This window comes from Vibrio sp. ECSMB14106, from assembly GCF_000972265.1.
GTDB classification, from domain to species: Bacteria; Pseudomonadota; Gammaproteobacteria; order Enterobacterales; family Vibrionaceae; genus Vibrio; species Vibrio kanaloae.
In genome coordinates, this window is sequence record NZ_LAUM01000019.1 from 44,385 (window position 1) to 62,004 (window position 17,620).

13 protein-coding genes are annotated in these 17,620 nt (G+C 44.3%); 7 read left to right on the forward strand and 6 right to left on the reverse strand.

What is annotated here, in order from left to right:
- Positions 1–65: 65 nt before the first annotated feature.
- The 4 genes from WR49_RS13575 to WR49_RS13590 form a co-directional block, all read right to left on the reverse strand.
- Positions 66–1,370 (reverse strand): outer membrane protein transport protein, encoded by a 1,305-nt coding sequence (locus WR49_RS13575; RefSeq protein ID WP_046224412.1) that lies wholly within the window; start codon positions 1,368–1,370, stop codon positions 66–68.
- A 297-nt stretch (positions 1,371–1,667) separates the two neighbouring features.
- Entirely contained in the window at positions 1,668–2,936 is a 1,269-nt protein-coding gene (locus WR49_RS13580; protein WP_046224374.1) for an outer membrane protein transport protein, read from the reverse strand.
- A 296-nt stretch (positions 2,937–3,232) separates the two neighbouring features.
- Positions 3,233–3,961 carry a DUF3379 domain-containing protein gene (locus WR49_RS13585; RefSeq protein WP_046224375.1) on the reverse strand — a complete coding sequence of 243 codons (729 nt, stop codon included), beginning with the start codon at positions 3,959–3,961 and terminating at the stop codon, positions 3,233–3,235.
- Positions 3,954–4,502, reverse strand: a complete 549-nt coding sequence (locus tag WR49_RS13590) for a sigma-70 family RNA polymerase sigma factor (protein ID WP_046224376.1) — start codon at positions 4,500–4,502, stop codon at positions 3,954–3,956. Before WR49_RS13590 ends, WR49_RS13585 begins: the two co-directional genes overlap by 8 nt.
- Positions 4,503–5,061: 559 nt before the next feature.
- Between WR49_RS13590 and fadI the strand changes: the two genes are divergently transcribed.
- Both fadI and fadJ read left to right on the forward strand, forming a co-directional pair.
- Entirely contained in the window at positions 5,062–6,369 is a 1,308-nt protein-coding gene (fadI, locus tag WR49_RS13595; protein ID WP_046224377.1) for an acetyl-CoA C-acyltransferase FadI, read from the forward strand.
- On the forward strand, positions 6,369–8,585 hold the full coding sequence (gene fadJ / locus WR49_RS13600; RefSeq protein WP_046224378.1) for a fatty acid oxidation complex subunit alpha FadJ: 2,217 nt from the start codon (positions 6,369–6,371) through the stop codon (positions 8,583–8,585). Before fadI ends, fadJ begins: the two co-directional genes overlap by 1 nt.
- Positions 8,586–8,685: 100 nt before the next feature.
- On the opposite strand, the gene WR49_RS13605 is transcribed toward fadJ, so the two are convergent.
- Positions 8,686–11,463, reverse strand: a complete 2,778-nt coding sequence (locus tag WR49_RS13605) for an insulinase family protein (protein ID WP_046224379.1) — start codon at positions 11,461–11,463, stop codon at positions 8,686–8,688.
- A gap of 305 nt (positions 11,464–11,768) precedes the next feature.
- Between WR49_RS13605 and sixA the strand changes: the two genes are divergently transcribed.
- Positions 11,769–12,233, forward strand: coding sequence for a phosphohistidine phosphatase SixA (sixA, locus tag WR49_RS13610; protein ID WP_046224380.1), 465 nt, complete (start codon positions 11,769–11,771; stop codon positions 12,231–12,233).
- A 111-nt stretch (positions 12,234–12,344) separates the two neighbouring features.
- On the opposite strand, the gene smrB is transcribed toward sixA, so the two are convergent.
- Positions 12,345–12,875: an endonuclease SmrB gene (gene smrB / locus WR49_RS13615; RefSeq protein WP_017056914.1), complete on the reverse strand. Its 531-nt coding sequence runs from the start codon at positions 12,873–12,875 to the stop codon at positions 12,345–12,347.
- A gap of 62 nt (positions 12,876–12,937) precedes the next feature.
- On the opposite strand from smrB, the gene prmB reads away from it, so the two are divergent.
- The 4 genes from prmB to WR49_RS13635 all read left to right on the forward strand — a co-directional run bounded on the left by prmB (position 12,938) and on the right by WR49_RS13635 (position 17,584).
- Positions 12,938–13,870, forward strand: coding sequence for a 50S ribosomal protein L3 N(5)-glutamine methyltransferase (gene prmB / locus WR49_RS13620; protein WP_017056915.1), 933 nt, complete (start codon positions 12,938–12,940; stop codon positions 13,868–13,870).
- A gap of 239 nt (positions 13,871–14,109) precedes the next feature.
- A complete protein-coding gene (locus WR49_RS13625; RefSeq protein ID WP_046224381.1) occupies positions 14,110–14,751 on the forward strand; it encodes a LysE family translocator in 642 nt (213 codons plus the stop codon).
- 487 nt (positions 14,752–15,238) lie between these two features.
- Positions 15,239–16,696: a protein adenylyltransferase SelO gene (locus tag WR49_RS13630; RefSeq protein ID WP_046224382.1), complete on the forward strand. Its 1,458-nt coding sequence runs from the start codon at positions 15,239–15,241 to the stop codon at positions 16,694–16,696.
- A gap of 159 nt (positions 16,697–16,855) precedes the next feature.
- A complete protein-coding gene (locus WR49_RS13635; protein WP_046224383.1) occupies positions 16,856–17,584 on the forward strand; it encodes a response regulator in 729 nt (242 codons plus the stop codon).
- Positions 17,585–17,620 lie beyond the last annotated feature (36 nt).

A 17,620-nucleotide genomic window follows, 5' to 3' on the forward strand; every position in this document is an offset into this window, starting at 1 on the left:
GGCTCGATGTTGACAACAACATCGAGCCTTTTTAATGCTTATGACTTTAGATTAAGTCAAACAGATTAGAAGCGGTAGTTGGCTTGGATACCCACTAGCCAGATGCTACCTGTCACTTCACCTTCGAAGTCACCACCAAATGGGGCAGAACTTGCGTCATCTTCAACCATTTTTGCGTCTTTAGCTAGAATGTAAGTGAAGCCTGCATCTAGAGTTAGTTGCTCAGACCATTGGTAGCCCGCACCAATACTCAACCAAGTACGGTCTGTTTCTGGGATCGTCGCCGTACGGTGTTCTTCACTTACAGCTGAAGTATCGTATGCGATACCAGAGCGTAGAGCTAACTTAGGCGTCATTTGGTAAGTAGTACCAAGAGCAAAGCGGTAGTTATCTTCCCAGTTCTCTTGCTTGATATCTTGAGTTCGAGCAGGACCGAATTCAGGGATGTCAGCTACTAGTTCTTTAAAGCTGCTCCAGTTAGTCCAGTTAACGCTCGCATGTACAGCGACCTTATCTGATAGTTGATGGAAGCTTGCTAGCTCGGCGGTAGCTGGCAATGCAAGTTGCATTGAGCCGTTATATTTTGACTTTACAGGAGTACCTAAAGCGCCAGCAACAGCATCAAAAGCGACACCATTTGCGTGGCCTTCAAGCGTTAGGTCTACTTCTGACTTGTAGGTAAAACCAAGGCGGTTGTTTTCATTGATCTGCCAAGCTGTACCCACTTGCCAGCCCCATGCTGTGTCATCACCTTCCATGTATTTTAAAGCTGTACCTTGAGGCATAGGAACTAGAGAGTTAGCAGTAGATACTGCACCAAAGCTACCTTCAGCCATGATGTAACGAATACCACCACCGATAGATACGCTTTCAAGTACTTGGTAAGCCGCGTTTAAGTTTAGCTCCATTGTCGTAACACTTGCTTCGTTACCGTGGTTAGCACCACCAAAGTCTTTCCCTAGGTCTGTTTCCATACCGTAGTTAGTACCAGCAGCAAAACCTAAAGCAAATTTTTCGTTGTACTTGTGAGAAACATAAAAGTTTGGGATAACTGCACTGTGTGCAAAATCACTAGAATTTGATGAAGTTGTTTTGCCCATCATAGACGTAGAAGTACCGTCGATATCAATGTTCGGGTCAACATAGATACCACCAACAGAAACTTGAGTGCCTTCTAGATAAGTCAGCATTGCAGGGTTACGCCATTGTGCGTCTGCACCGTCAGCCATTGCTGCTTCACCAGCATACGCGCGGCCAAGGCCTGTTGCTGAGTATTCTGCTAGTTGAAAACCAGCCGCGTGAGTGACGGTAGAAGTCGAAAGTAGTCCAACTGCCACTGCAGCAGATAGAAGAGTCTTATTCATTTTCATTGTGATGTTCGCTGAATCATAAGTATTTAGTGACATGATTCTACGTTTAGAGTTATTACTTTAAAAATGAAATTCGAATAAAGCAGTGTTTTAGGGATTTAATTGTCAAATATGCCGAATTATTAGGTAAATAGCCTGAATGTTTCGGCTGTGTTGCCAAATTTGAGCGTACAGCTGTAGGCATATTTTGCCTCTGCAGCCTACACCTGTAAGCCTAAATCGATGCCAGTCAGTGGTTTAGGTAACAAAAAAGGGTCGCGTAATGCGACCCTTTGGATATTTATAACCAAGCTTATATTAGAAGCTGCGGCTGTATTGTAGACCTAGTAGGATTGCATCAGCGTGTGTTGTCGTGTTGACACCAGTTGAAAGCCCTGCTCCTAACGGTGTGTTTTCTGATACATTTACATCATCACCCATTAAGTATGTGAAACCGAAGTCAACATTAGAAACTGTATCAATGTGGTATGTGAAACCTGCAGAGAACCACTGACGATCAGAGTCTGGTACAGAGATTGAAGTTAGCTTGTCTTGTGCGCTCGTGTCATACATATAACCAGTACGTAGTGTCCAAGTATCGTTTAGGTAGTAAGTACCACCAATTGCGTAGTGCCAACCGTCTTGCCATTGGTATTGTTTTGCATACGTTGAACCAAGTGGTGAACCTTGTAGGTTGTCAAAGTCGATCTGATCGAATGCACCCCAACCAATCCACTGTACAGAATAGTGAACTGCGAATTTAGTATCTTCGATTTTGTGGTAACCAGAGAATTCAGCAATGTCGGGTAGAGGTAGAGTAATTTCCTGCCCTTTGTCATCTTTAGCTGTAATTTCAGGGCTGTAACGGTACGATAGACCAAAACGGTTGTTTTCATCTAGTTCATACACAGTACCCACGTTAAAGCCTACTGCCCAACCATCAGCTTCATCAACATCAACTAACGTTGTTCCAGCTGGGACGAAGCCACCACTCGCGACTCCTAGAGCCGCACTTGTTTCTCTTTTCATCGTGCCTTGGCCGTAAATCAGGTCTAAACCTGCACCGAAGCTCCATTGTTCACTTAGGCGATATGACCCAGCAAGACCAAAGTTAATGCTCTTAACATCAGTTAGGCCGCCGTATTCAGCTGCAGTGTAGCTGTCATCAAATTCAGTCTTTGTACCAAAATTTGAATATGCATTCACACCCCAAGCAAATTTATCATTTACTGGGACGATAAGGTGGATATTGGGTGCAATAGAAGTGTCACCGACATCATCAGTATTGGCAACTGGGATTGGGCTGCCGTTAATATTGTATTCTGCATCTTTAACTTCAATCATTGAAGTGATGCTTTCAAAACCAAGAGAAAGCTCAGTTTTATCAAACAGTGCCATTGCTGCAGGGTTACGTGCCATTACTGACGCGTTATCTGCGATTACTGCATCACCAGCGAAAGCACGGCCGATGCCGGTTGCTGATTGTGCGTTAAGTTGGAAACCTGCTGCCATCGCTTGCGAAGACGCCAGTGTAATTGTTACTGCTAAAAGAGACTTTTTAAACAGACGCGTGTTGTTGGTAGTCATTTATTTATTCCTTTATATATCCGCCTCTACAGGGCGATTAATTTGAGCAATTACTCAATGGTGGCTGATCCTATTCGCAAGTATACGATATACAAATCCGACCATTGAAAAATTTGAGTGGAAAATTATGGAAATGACGCTTATCTGGCACGAAAATGGTGAGAAATGCTTATTTTTAGAGTTTTAACTCTAGTGGTATTGCCTCTGTGAATGGTTTAAGGGTTTGTTATAAATAAAGCCCAGCAATATCAAGAGTATAGTTGCTGGGCCTTTTATTACGGGGCTTTGAGAGCGAATTAGCTCATAGGTTTGATCATTTTGGTAAGCTTTTCGGCGATCTTAGAAATGTCCTCACCATTCTCACCTACAAGGATCAAACTGCTGCCATCCACGGGGGTTACCGAACCGGACATGCCTTTTTCATCAAAGTCGATAGGTTTGTCTGTCGGAATACCGGTTAAAAACAACGTTACTTTGCCTTTTGCGCCTTGGAAGACCATATGTACCGCGTTGGATTTACCAAAGCCACAGTGGTTTAGGTAATAGACGTGGTAAGGGAAAGCATCATCAAACTGAAAAGAAAATGGGTTCATTTTTGCGTTGATCTGCTGCGATGTGACCTGTTCATCGATGCTACTAACAAAACTTTTTTCATCAACAACGTGCTTCATTGCTGTATCAGCCAAACTTGCTTGTGCGGGTGAAATGAATGCATTGCCCCAGTTAACTTGGCCAACTAATAAACCAGCAATGAATGCCACTGAAGCAGCCATCGCCATTGCTCGTCGAGCAAAAGTTGGCCTTACTACTTTACTTTCTTCGCTTGAGGTCTGATTGAACAGAATACGGTCAGCAAGATCGTCTGGCACATCTACGTTCATTGCAGCGTGGATCTGTTTATCAAGCGATAGTACATCGTCTAAGAAGTTACTATTGGCTTCGCTATTCGCTGCTGCATCAACAATATCTTGTGTACGCTGTTTAGGTTCCGACAATACACGACGACGAAATTCCAAATCATCCATTATGTTGCCCCCTTTCTGCCTCTTCTGTATCCAGCATCTCTTTCAATTGATTTCGAGCTCTGAATAAACGTGTCATTACCGTGTTTTTGTTGAGTTCGAGAATGTCCGCTATCTCATCACCACTAAACCCACCAATGACTTGTAAGAAGAGCGGTTCACGGTAGTCAATTTCAAGTTTCATGATCTGAGCTTGCAACCACAGATGTTGATGGTGCGGGTCATCACTGACATTAGCATCGTTACCATGATCATCGATATCAACCAGATCAAATTGTTTACGTTCAAAACGTCGAGCGTTCTCGCGTCTCAAGATAGTAATCAGCCAAGATTTAGCAGCTTTTTCATCTTGTAGGCTATCGAGTGACTTCCATGCACGAAGGCAAGTCTCTTGCACTAAATCCTCGGCAATGCTTTTGTCTTTACATAACCAATAGGCGTAGCGAAAGAGGTCACGATGATAGGCACGCACGAGTGCTTCGTATTTTCTTTGTTTGTCCATATCAGAGTTGACCGGACGCTTGGCTGTTTTCTTTCCAAACATTTTTATTATTGACACACGAGCCTCCATAATTGCTCTGCGTATAGCTGTCTCTATACGTTGTGCTTCGTTTTTATATTCTGTTTCGTTTTCAGAGCGAACGATCGGCAGGAATTCGTAAAATCACATTAAAATTGATCTACTTCAAAATCTAAGGCCTCGAACAAGTTATAGTACACCTTGTCGTCTAGTTAGTCATTCGTGGCTAGCATGTTGAGCAAGACGACACTTCCTTTTGAAGGCTGACTTTACTTTCTCCTAATCAGGAAACTGATTATTTCAATTGGCGTCAAGTTAATTGCTTTATACACATTCCAACCACACAGCTTTGTGTGGTTTTTTTTGCCTCAAGAAAACTATTTCCTACAAAGCGATAACAGTATTTGCTCACAATAGTTTAGTCTCTAACGACAACCTTCCTCCAAAAAAGATTCCCTGAATGTGCTGTCATATTTTCAAACAGTGAGATACTCGTATCACGTTTATTTAAACGCTCGTTTGATTTAATTAACAACTTCTTTACAATGATTCAGGTCAGACCTCTTAACTTTAAGGAGAAACCATGGGCAAACAGGAAGTCAAAACGCGTTCTGGAGAACGTGTTGCCGTTGTCGCTGGGTTACGAACCCCATTCGCTCGTCAGAGCACAGAATTTAGTCAAGTGCCTGCGGTCGACTTAGGCAAAATGGTTGTGAGCGAAATGCTTGCAAGAACTGATGTCGATCCTGCGCTTATCGAACAAGTTGTGTTCGGCCAAGTTGTTCAGATGCCGGAAGCGCCGAACATTGCGCGTGAAATCGTGTTGGGTACCGGCATGGACATCAATACTGATGCCTACAGTGTCACACGAGCATGTGCGACCAGCTTCCAAGCGGCAGTCAACGTGACCGAAAGCATTATGGCTGGCGTAATTGATGTCGGTATTGCGGGCGGTGCGGACTCTTCTTCTGTATTGCCTATCGGTGTTTCGAAAAAGTTAGCGGCAAATCTATTAGCGCTCAGTAAAACGAAAACTATGGGTCAAAAGCTGAAAATTCTTAAAACGCTTTCCGTAAAAGATTTGATGCCAGTACCACCTGCAGTTGCAGAGTACTCGACCGGTTTATCCATGGGACAAACGGCTGAGCAAATGGCTAAGACGCATGGTATTACTCGCGAAGCTCAAGACGCCCTTGCTCACCGTTCTCACTCTTTGGCTTCTCAGGCATGGAAAGAAGGCAAGATTAAAGGCGAAGTGATGACGGCCTTCCCGGCGCCTTACAAAAAGTATCTAGCGGAAGACAACAACATTCGCCACGACTCAACGGTTGAAGGTTACGCCAAGCTGCGCCCCGCATTTGATAGAAAGTACGGCAGTGTAACCGCTGCTAATGCAACGCCGCTGACTGATGGCGGTGCTGCAGTGATGTTGATGCGCGAAGGTAAAGCGAAGGAGCTAGGCCTAGAAGTGCTTGGCTATATTCGTGGTTATGCGTTCTCAGCGATTGGTGTTGAAACAGATATGCTGATGGGCCCGACGTATGCGACCTCACAAGTATTGAAGAATACAGGTTTAGATTTGTCAGACTTAACACTGATCGAGATGCACGAAGCATTCGCTGCCCAAGTTTTGGCTAACGTTAAAATGTTTGCGAGCGATGAGTTTGCACAGAAGAATCTTGGCCGCGATAAAGCGATCGGTGAGATTGATATGGAGAAGTTCAACGTGCTGGGTAGCTCGATTGCTTACGGACACCCGTTTGCGGCGACTGGCGCGCGCATGATGACTCAAACACTACGTGAACTGAAACGTCGCGGTGGCGGCTTGGCACTGAACACAGCTTGCGCGGCTGGTGGTTTAGGTGCAGCAATGATCTTGGAGGTAGAATAATGTCTACGACTCTTGATGCAACAACAGAAAAAGAAACAGTCGCTCAACCAGATTCAACGTCTGCGACTGAATCAACCAAAAAGAAAGCGACAGCATTTACTCTTAATATCGATGAGCAAGATATTGCTTGGTTAGCGATTGATGTACCAAACGAGAAAATGAACACGCTGCAAGCGGCTTTTGCTGAAGAAATGAAAGCCATCTTCGAGCAGCTAAAAGAAAAGCAGAGCCGAGTTAAGGGCCTAATCGTTCATTCCCTTAAGCCAGATAACTTTATCGCTGGCGCTGATGTAAGAATGCTTGATGCGTGTAAAACGGCTGACGAAGCACAGTCTCTAGCTCGCCAAGGGCAGGAGATGTTCCAAACACTGTCTGAACTACCGTACCCAGTGGTCGCAGCGATTCATGGCCCATGTTTAGGTGGTGGTTTAGAGCTCGCACTGGCGTGTGATTACCGTGTATGTACCGATTCAGATAAGACTCGTCTTGGCCTGCCAGAAGTTCAACTAGGCCTGTTACCAGGATCTGGCGGCACACAACGCCTTCCTCGCCTTATCGGTTTGTTACCATCGCTCGACCTAATCCTTACGGGCAAGCAACTGCGCGCTAAGAAAGCGAAATCGCTCGGTGTTGTGGATGCTTGTGTGCCTGAAACTATCCTGCTTGAAGTCGCTAAAAGTTTTGTTGAAAAGAATACGGGCAGTAAAAAAGGTAAGCGTCTTGCGTCTAAAAGCCAAGCTTCGACTAAAGAAAAACTGATTTCACGCACGGGCCTAGGTCGTAAGGTGATTTTTGAACAGGCTTCAAAGAAGACCAATCAGAAAACACGCGGCAATTACCCAGCAGCCGATGCGATTCTTGATGTGATTCGTTATGGCTTAGAGAACGGTTTTGACAAAGGTCTTCAGTACGAAGCCAAGCGCTTCTCTGAACTGGTGATGACGACACAATCTAAAGCTCTTCGTTCTATTTTCTTTGCCACCACTGAAATGAAAAAAGAACATGGTGCAGACGCAGAACCAAAAGCGGTTAAGCGTGTTGGCGTGCTAGGCGGTGGCCTAATGGGGGCGGGTATTAGCCACGTTAGTGTCGCTAAAGCGAAAACCCCCGTTCGTATCAAAGACGTATCCAATGAAGGTGTGCTGAACGCGCTAAACTACAACTATAAGTTGTTCGATAAACAGCGTAAGCGTCGTATTCTGAGCCGAGCTGACCTTGAAAGTAAGATGCTTCAACTGTCTGGTGGAATTGATTTTACAAGCTTTAACCACACAGATGTGGTGATTGAAGCGGTATTTGAAGATCTCGACCTTAAGCAATCAATGGTTGCGGACATCGAAGCTAATGCCAAGCCAGAGACTATCTTCGCGACGAATACGTCTTCATTGCCGATTCATAAGATTGCAGAGAAGGCGCAGCGACCAGAAAACGTAGTCGGTCTTCACTACTTCAGCCCAGCAGAGAAAATGCCGCTAGTTGAAGTTATCCCTCATGATACAACCTCAGAAGAGACGATTTCGACGGTGGTTGCATTAGCGAAGAAGCAAGGTAAAACCCCGATTGTTGTTAAAGATACAGCGGGTTTCTATGTGAACCGTATTCTTGCTCCGTACATGAATGAAGCTGCGCATTTACTGCTAGCGAACGAGCCGATTGAAAAGCTCGACAGCACGTTATTGGACTTCGGTTTCCCAGTTGGCCCTATCACATTACTAGATGAGGTGGGTGTTGATATCGGCGCGAAGATCATTCCTATTTTAGTGAATGAGTTAGGCGATCGCTTCCAAGGCCCTGATGTGTTCGACATTCTTTTGAATGACAACCGTAAAGGCCGTAAGAGCGGCAAAGGTTTCTACACTTACAAAGGGAAGAAGAAGGAAGTCGATAAGTCAGTTTACAAGCTGCTTAAGCTGCAACCAGATCCTAAGTTGAGCGATAACGATATCGCGATGCGTTGTGTGTTACCTATGCTTAACGAAGCGGTTCGTTGTTTGGACGATGGCATTATCCGCAGTCCTCGTGATGGCGATATTGGCGCTATTTTCGGTATCGGTTTCCCTCCATTCCTAGGTGGTCCGTTCCGTTATATGGATCAAATCGGCATTAAGTCACTGGTTGAGATGATGAATGACTTCGCTAAGAAGTACGGTGATCGTTTTGCGCCATGTGATGGCCTACTGACACGCGCTGGTTTGGATGAGTCTTTCTACAAGTAACTCTCTATAAAAGTAACTTTCAAGCACATTGATTATCAAGCCCGTATCAAGCAATTGATACGGGCTTTTTTAGTTTATTCTGGTTTGTATTCCAGTCTTATTAACCAAGCTGGCAGTCTTTAGGTCGTAACTGAAACTCATCAATCGAACCTATTTCCACACCCGCTGACAGCTTCTCTTCGTCCTGATGAGCATTACCGTGAGCGTGCATAATTAGACGATTGGCCGTGCGTGGCTTCAGTTGGCTAACCACAAAACGCATCATGTCCGAGCGAGTCAACTCTTTAAGCTCTTCCAATACACGCTCTCTTTGGTTGAACTCAATATCTTTATTACCTATAGCAACCCATAAGCGCTGAGCACGACCGCGCAAAGTCGTATCAGGCGTTGAAATTTGATTCCAGAGACCGCGTTTACTGCTGTGCCATTGGTAGTCATTCAGCTCCAACAGCACCATGTAAAAGGCATTGAGGAACTCATCTATTGAGGCTAACAAGTCTGCCGGAGCGGCATTTGGTGATTGCACGTACAACACAATACCTGGATGTCGGTTGAGCGGCATATTGCCAGTGCCGACCATATAGCCTAGCTGCTGCTTGGTACGAATCTCATGGAAGAAGGTGGCTGACATCAAATGGTTGGCCAATGAATACAGCGCAATATTTTTAGGTGAAATATCAGCACATTGGTAGTAAACCACGATGGCAGAATCATCCTGATTACACATGACTTCACGCTGGAAGCTACCATTTTCACCCAGCATGATTAGCGGTCGCAGTGACTCTTCATAAGCTTGATCTTGGACACGTAATGTATCTTTTAACGTTTCAGCCATCTTGAGAGCATCAGCTTGCCTCCAATCGCCATACACAAACATCTCAACATGAAGTTCGGCTAATATCGATTGAACAAATGAGGACAACTCATCGACTTCAATAGTATCTAGCGCTTCAATTAGAACCGAATAAGGAGGGTTATTTGGTTGCAGTATCCCAGTCATGGCATTAAACAGTTGTGAAAGAGGGCGATCTTGCGACGCATTGCTCCAACCCCTAAGCAGTTGGTGCTTAATGGTTTGGAAGCGGGCTGGACTAAATTCACGAGCTTGAAAGCGTTCAAGGATCATATTTAGCAATTGCGGTTGCTTTTCGCTAAATCCAGAAAGAGTCAGGGTTACCCCTCCTTGATGGGTATACATATTGTAACCCATACCCGCGATTTCAGCTTGATAGGTATCTTTCTCTAGAGAATCCAAAAACATCTCTACACATAAGCGTGTTTTGACGATGTTTCTAGGACTGGCTACTGAATGTGGGCTATCGATAGCGATATAAACGACACCTTTTGGTACTCGAAATTGATGGTCTTGCAGGTGCCACAGTTTAAATCCATCCAACTTTTCTAATAGTAGAGGATACTTAGCGTCACCTTCGAGCTCTGCCGGATCCAAGTCGTAGCAAATAAATGGGTTTTTGCTTGGAAGCTCAAACTGCCAACCAGGATTAATGCACATAAAGCTTTGAGTTTGCTCTGGGCTAAAAGGTGTCACTGAGTAGGGCGTGTAGTACCATTTTGCTTTTCTATCATACTCGAAGCCTTGAGCCACAATGGTCGCGCGCATGTTGTCGGCGGTTAAGTAGGGGAGTAAAGAACGCTGTAATTCGTCATCGAAATGTGACATTTTATAGTCGCCATACACCACATCTTGTTTTTGATAGTGTTGCATGTTGAGCACCAGATGGCTGACTAAATCAAGTGGCCTTGCTGGCTCTTGAAAGCGGAACGCTGATTCTAACACAGCGCGTTTTTCTAGATAACGCCACTCTTCAATGCCCTGCTGTTTAATCAACTTGATGTATTGAAACACTGCTTGGATGATGTTATCGGTTTTGGTTAAACCTTCGATGGTCAACGAGCAACTGACGGTGAAATCACGATAGTTACTGCCACTTGCGCCACCACCGGCTGAGAGAGAAGTGATCCAACCTTTCTCTTTCAACTGCATCATTAAACTGCCTTCACCTTCGTAACCTAAAAGGTGAGCAAAGAACGACAAGGGCTTAACGCCGTAGTGTTCGTCCATGCTTGGCATAGGAAAGGTGAGTATGAGTTTGCGTACTTCTTTTATTGGTTCGACGTGTACTTGAACGCCTGTGCTTAACTCGCCAATAATTGGTTCTTGAACTTTTTTACCTTGCAGGTTGTGATTGGTAATTGAGCTAAAGCGTTCCTCAACCCAGCCTTGCATTTTATCTAATGATTGATCGCCAGACAGTGTCAGCGTCATTAGGTCTGCAGAATATTGTTGCTGGTGGAACGATAAGATCTCTTGGCGAATCGTCTCACCGTCTCTGTCTCCTAACGTATCGATATTACCGACAGAAAACTTCGAGAATGGATGATTGTGATTCACCAGCTCTTTGGTCACTTGGTACAAGCGTCGTGAATCGTCGTTGAGTTTCATTTTATATTCTGAATCAACCGCTTGACGTTCTTTATCTAATGCTTCTTCATTGAACAGGGGAGCAGTAAAAAATTGGCTGAAGCGATCGAGTGCGGTTTCAAATGCATTCAATTCAACATCAAAAAAGAAGCAGGTGTGCTCTGTGCCCGTCCATGCATTGTTGCTACCGCCATGTTGGCTGATAAAGCTTTGGAACTCTCCGACCTTTGGGTACTTTTCAGTTCCCAAAAATAGCATATGCTCTAAGTAGTGAGCTAAACCCTCTCGGTCTGTAGGGTCATCAAAGTGCCCCACATTAACGGCGAGTGCGGCTGCGGCTTTTTGAGCATTTGGGTCCTGAACTAACAGTACGCGTAACCCGTTATTTAAGGTTATGTAACGGTATTGATGTTCATCATTGGGGCTTAAGTGCACAGGAGCATCTCCAGAGAAGGTGGTTTTTAAATTATGTACCCGATGATTCGGCGTGCAAACGTTGTGATCATTTTTTGGGATATGAAGAGATTTTTAGCGGCTTAAAAATCATCTTTTATCGATTTTTATCAGTAATTTATTTTCTTTTAATAAGATTGTTAAGAAAGTCGAACTCTTTAGCAAGTGACTTGATATAATTATTTATATAGACTGCGTTTTCTCTGGACTGAGAGCCAAACGCTAAGTAGCGTATCGTTGATATGGGATATATCAACTCTCGAAATGTTACGTAGACAGGATTGAGCATGAAAGTATTCATAATGCGCCACGGTGAAGCAGAAAATTTTGCAAACTCTGATGCAGAGCGTGCGTTAACTCAGCGCGGTAAAATGGCGTCTCTTGCGGTCGCGCAAGCGGCAAATGAGCAAGGCATAAGTCAATTTGATAAAGTACTGGTAAGCCCCTACTTAAGAGCACAAGAAACGTGGTTAGAGATCTCTCAGGTGTTTTCTGCAAAGAAAGTTGAAACCTGTGATGATATTACTCCTTATGGAATGTCTGACGACGTGTTTGATTTGACCTTAGCGATGACGGAAGTGGAAAAGCTAGAGACTGTTTTATTTGTGTCTCATTTACCTTTAGTGGGCTACTTAACTGCGGAGTTCGCAACAGGTATGGCGCCACCTATGTTTCCGACTTCAGGTTTGGCCTGTATCGACTTTGAGCTAGAGACACAAAGAGGCGAGTTACTTTGGAATATTAATCCATAGGCGAGGCTTTAGAGAAGCTGCATGCTGAAAGGTAACAAAGAAAAGGGTATCCCAATTATTTGAGATACCCTTTGCTGTATTTGACGTTGGAATTCTTAACAGGCCAACAGATCATTTCTCAGGGATCGAAATTAAAACCAACAGTGCACCATGGCCACCAAACTCTAATGGCGCTTGATGAAAAGCCATTATGTCCGGGTGCTGCGCTAACCACAAAGGCACCTTTTGTTTAAGGATGTGTTTACCAATACCATGTTGAACGCAGGCACACGCCACGCTCTCTTTTACGCAGTGGGCAATCATTGCACCTAATTCGCGTTTCGCTTCTTGTTGAGTCATACCGTGCATATCGAGATACACATCTGGTACGTAGACACCACGACGCAGGCGCTTCACCTCATATTTAGAGACATCATCACGCGCATAACGTGTTGGGCCGTCTTCGCTAAGGTGCGGAATAAATTCATCCGAGAAATAAAACTCGCTGTCACTGGCTTGTCTTGCCGTTCGCGTAATTTCTTTTTGCTTGGCATTTCTTTTTGGCTGCTGGACTATGGTATCCTGTCGCAACTTTTTAACGCCCTTTACTGCATCATTGAATAGGGCGAAATCGTCATCGAAGTCGGTGTCTTTTTTGCTCATCAGGTTATGAATTCTAATTAGAAACGTAATTAGCGGTATTGTAGCGCTTTTCGGAGACAATTTTGGATAAGATTTTTGTAGAAGAAGCGGTATCAGAACTACACACGCTTCAAGATGTGATTCGTTGGACTGTTAGCCGCTTTAATGCAGCGGGCCTATTTTATGGTCACGGCACTGATAACGCGTGGGATGAGGCGGTACAACTTATTTTACCTACTCTTTATCTGCCGATTGATGTTCCTTCGCATGTGATGAACTCTCGTTTAACAAGCAGCGAACGTCTGCGTATTGTTGAGCGCGTGATCAAGCGTATCAATGATCGTACACCAACGGCTTACCTAACCAACAAAGCTTGGTTCTGTGGCCTTGAGTTCTTTGTTGACGAGCGTGTTCTTGTGCCTCGTTCTCCAATTGGTGAGCTGATCGAAGCTCAATTTCAACCTTGGTTAACTGAAGAACCTGTTCGTATCATGGATATGTGTACGGGTAGTGGCTGTATTGCGATTGCATGTGCTCATGCTTTCCCTGATGCAGAAGTGGATGCGATTGATATCTCTACTGACGCACTTCAAGTTGCAGAGCAGAACGTTCAAGATCACGGCATGGAGCAACAAGTGTTCCCAATCCGTTCAGATCTTTTCCGTGATTTGCCAAAAGAAAAATACAACCTGATCGTATCGAATCCACCTTACGTGGACGAAGAAGATATGAACAGCCTGCCAGATGAGTTCACACACGAACCAGAACTTGGCCTAGCTGCAGGTACAGACGGACTTAAATTGGTTCGCCGCATCTTAGCAAACGCACCAGACTACCTAACTGATGATGGTATTCTGATCTGTGAAGTTGGCAACTCAATGGTTCATATGATGGATCAGTACCCAGAGCTTCCATTCACTTGGATTGAATTCTCAAACGGTGGTCACGGTGTATTCATGATCACTCGCGAGCAGTTAGTGGCTTGCGCAGATGAGTTCTCTATCTACAAAGACTAAGCTTTGTATCGAAAAAGCTTTTTTGATTAGATTCGGGTTACCTTCGTTATTAGAGAAACCCGCTCTGTATTAATTTAAACGCCATGCAGCAATGCATGGCGTTTTTTATTGCCTACATTTTGGATATCGGGGCTTAGCGTTGAGGATTCGTTGCATATTATTTAGTTGCTTAATATGAATAACTATCACATATTAACGGTCAATGTTTAGTCGTTTTAGTGAGTTAAGGAGAATTCGCGATGAGCTTTGATACATGGATTTATTATTTATTAGCGGTGCTGATCTTAACGGCTTCGCCCGGGCCAAGCTCTTTATTATGCATGACCAAAGGTGTGCAATCTGGCTTTAAATTATCGATATTTACCGCGCTGGGTAGCTTAACTGCGATTACTGGAATTCTAACCTTATCGTTTACCGGGCTAGGGGTGATTATTGCTTCGTCTGAAATGGTATTTAATGTCATAAAATGGACTGGTGCGGCTTATCTTATTTATCTCGGTTGGAAGTCGCTACGGTCAAGTCAGCAAGATTATGACAACCTGTCGACTCAACAATCCGATTCTAAATCTGTTAAAGAAAGTGCTGCGCAGCATTACTTAAGTGGTTTCATTGTTGGTGCGAGCAATCCCAAAGCTATCCTATTTTTTACCGCACTTTTCCCTCAGTTTATTGACCCTTCGATAGCGCTATTTCCTCAATTTGTGGTGTTCGCTTTGACCTTCGTTGTCATGGAATTGTCTTGGTTATTGGTCTACGCCTACCTAGGTGCAAAATCATCAACTTGGTTATTTGCCAAGGGTCGAGCCAAGGTATTTAACCGTGTTACAGGGGGCGTGTTTATTGGTGCAGGAGCGCTACTTTCGACGACAAGCCGAGCATAACTTTTCGATTTATCAAAGGGCTGAATAGTTACAGAAAATTCTTAATGCTGTCATAAAAGGTTAATATTAATATGCTTGCTGATTTTATCGAAAAGCCGATATATTGTAGTTACACCATCACGTTCTCAAGGAGAGACATATGCAGCATCAAGAAATGATTCAACACAGTAACTTTGGCGTTATCAGCCGCACTTGGCTTTTCTCTACCCTGTCTCTAGTGGGTATTCTTGCTCTAATGTAGTCAGCTTTATGGCTCTATATTTTTAGTTTTTATTATGAACACACTTGTTAAAAAGTCTTCAAAGTTAGAACTCTTCCTTTCTTAAATGTGGCTCTTCTCATCAGGCTAGCCACTTAACCTTTTTCTCTGAATAATCTCTTTGTCTGATTAACCCCTTACCTGAAAATACTCACTGCATAACCTGATCTGAAGTTGTTATTAAACTGTGATAATCTTAAGTTATCTTTTATCTACAGTGTATCTCTCATGTCTGTCTGGGATTCTATTTCATTTAACAATCGATTTACTGCATTACCTCGACTGTTCTATACCCCAATTCAACCTACACCGCTCAGCAATGTCCAATGGCTCGCATGGAACCATAACCTTGCGGATGAACTCGGCTTTCCGTCATTTGATGGTGCTTCAGAGGAATTGCTTGAGACGTTGTCGGGCAAGGTTGAACCTGAGCAGTTTTCGCCTGTAGCAATGAAATACGCAGGTCACCAGTTTGGTTCTTATAACCCGGACTTAGGTGATGGAAGAGGGCTGTTATTAGCTCAAGTTGTCGCTAAAAGTGGCGAAACGTTCGATTTACACCTCAAAGGTGCAGGTAAAACGCCTTATTCTCGTATGGGGGATGGACGCGCTGTTATTCGATCAACGGTTCGCGAGTACTTATGTAGCGAAGCAATGGCGGGGCTTAATATCCCAACCACACGTGCATTAGCCATGATGACCAGTGACACGCCAGTTTATCGTGAGAAGCAAGAGTGGGGCGCATTGTTGGTGCGTGCTGCTGAATCCCACATTCGTTTTGGTCACTTTGAACATCTGTTTTATACCAATCAGTTGGCAGAACATAAATTACTGGCTGATAAAGTCATCGAATGGCACTTCCCGGAATGCCTTGATGAAGAGAAGCCCTACGCTGCCATGTTTAATGAGATTGTTGATCGCACTGCGGAAATGGTCGCGTTGTGGCAAGCGAATGGTTTTGCTCATGGCGTGATGAACACCGATAACATGTCGATCATCGGGCAAACTTTCGATTACGGTCCGTTCGCATTTCTTGACGAATACGACCCTCGCTTGATCTGTAATCACTCGGATTACCAAGGTCGTTATGCTTTTAACCAACAGCCAAGAATAGGTTTATGGAACCTGTCGGCACTGGCTCACTCACTTTCTCCGCTGGTGGATAAGGCCGACTTAGAGGCGGCTTTAGAGCAGTACGAACCACAAATGAACGGTTATTTCAGTCAGATGATGCGTCGTAAATTGGGGCTGCTTTCGAAACAAGAAGGTGACAGTCGTTTGTTCGAATCTATGTTCGAGCTGATGTCGCAAAACAAAGTCGATTACCCAAGATTTTTTAGAACGTTGTCGAATTTGGATACCTTGCAGCCGCAAGAAGTGATTGACTTAGTTATTGACCGAGAGGCAGCAAAGCTGTGGGTAGATAACTACTTACAACGCTGTGAACTGGAAGAGATCTCAGTCGCCGAGCGCTGCGAAAAGATGAGGCAGGTAAACCCGAAATTCATCCTCAGAAACTACCTAGCTCAGCTAGCTATCGACAAAGCAGAGCGCGGTGATAGCAGCGACATTGACGCTTTGATGGTGGTGCTTGCAAACCCTTATGCGGAACATCCGGACTATGAACATCTAGCGGCTCTACCTCCTGAGTGGGGCAAAGCCATGGAGATCAGCTGCTCGTCATAATCAACCAATAGCGGATTAAGCCGTTAAGATTCAGATAGAGGTCACTAAGTTGTGATCTTTATCTGTTTGTTCTTCTAACTTTACAAACATGTCAATAATCAAACAATCGACCAGCCTATACACTATGTGAATAAGTTGTAAATTTAATAGGTTTGGGCGATGCCAACAAATACTCGAATTCTCGTGGTGGATGATGATCAAGAAATCCGCGAGCTGCTGGAAGAGTACCTCACAAAATCTGGTTTCGATGTATCTTCTGTGGGAGATGGTATTGAACTAGAAGCTCATCTGCAAAACCAAGGTTATCCAGATCTAATTCTGCTGGATGTGATGCTACCCGGTGACGATGGTTTTACCTTGTGTCAGCGCGTTCGTAAAAATTCCAATGTGCCTATCATAATGCTGACTGCGGTATCGGACGAAACCGATCAGATCATTGGCTTAGAAATTGGTGCAGATGATTACATTGCCAAACCATTTAGTCCGCGCCAATTAATGGCTCGCATCAAAGCCCTGTTACGCCGTGTTCAAGTGGTTGATGACAAACCGAGTGATGCATTGCCTAAACAGATCACCTTTGGTGATTGGACGCTTGATACACTCGCTCATAGAATTTCACACAACGAAAGCGCTGAAGAGATGGATTTGTCGGGCAGTGATTTCTCACTGTTAATGCTGTTCCTAACTCGCCCGAACGAAGTGCTAGACCGAGACACCATCTCATTTGCGACTAGAGGGCGCGAAGCGTTGCCTTTTGAACGTGGCATCGACGTGCAGCTTAGTCGCCTGAGAAGCCGATTGGGCGACAGCGGTAAATATCCTCACTACATCAAAACTATGCGCGGCAATGGCTATATTCTCGCTGTGCCTGTTCAGTATGAACACTGATAATCAAGTGCTGTTAATGAACACCTTGCCAATGAA

What these genes read in the sequence shown, in the direction of transcription:
- WR49_RS13625 (WP_046224381.1), top strand. Translation starts at nt 14,110, where the DNA reads ATGAGCTTTGATACATGGATTTATTATTTATTAGCGGTGCTGATCTTA.
- sixA (WP_046224380.1), top strand. Translation starts at nt 11,769, where the DNA reads ATGAAAGTATTCATAATGCGCCACGGTGAAGCAGAAAATTTTGCAAAC.
- smrB (WP_017056914.1), bottom strand. Translation starts at nt 12,875, where the DNA reads ATGAGCAAAAAAGACACCGACTTCGATGACGATTTCGCCCTATTCAAT.
- WR49_RS13590 (WP_046224376.1), bottom strand. Translation starts at nt 4,502, where the DNA reads ATGTTTGGAAAGAAAACAGCCAAGCGTCCGGTCAACTCTGATATGGAC.
- fadJ (WP_046224378.1), top strand. Translation starts at nt 6,369, where the DNA reads ATGTCTACGACTCTTGATGCAACAACAGAAAAAGAAACAGTCGCTCAA.
- fadI (WP_046224377.1), top strand. Translation starts at nt 5,062, where the DNA reads ATGGGCAAACAGGAAGTCAAAACGCGTTCTGGAGAACGTGTTGCCGTT.
- WR49_RS13630 (WP_046224382.1), top strand. Translation starts at nt 15,239, where the DNA reads ATGTCTGTCTGGGATTCTATTTCATTTAACAATCGATTTACTGCATTA.
- WR49_RS13635 (WP_046224383.1), top strand. Translation starts at nt 16,856, where the DNA reads ATGCCAACAAATACTCGAATTCTCGTGGTGGATGATGATCAAGAAATC.
- WR49_RS13580 (WP_046224374.1), bottom strand. Translation starts at nt 2,936, where the DNA reads ATGACTACCAACAACACGCGTCTGTTTAAAAAGTCTCTTTTAGCAGTA.
- WR49_RS13585 (WP_046224375.1), bottom strand. Translation starts at nt 3,961, where the DNA reads ATGGATGATTTGGAATTTCGTCGTCGTGTATTGTCGGAACCTAAACAG.
- WR49_RS13575 (WP_046224412.1), bottom strand. Translation starts at nt 1,370, where the DNA reads ATGAAAATGAATAAGACTCTTCTATCTGCTGCAGTGGCAGTTGGACTA.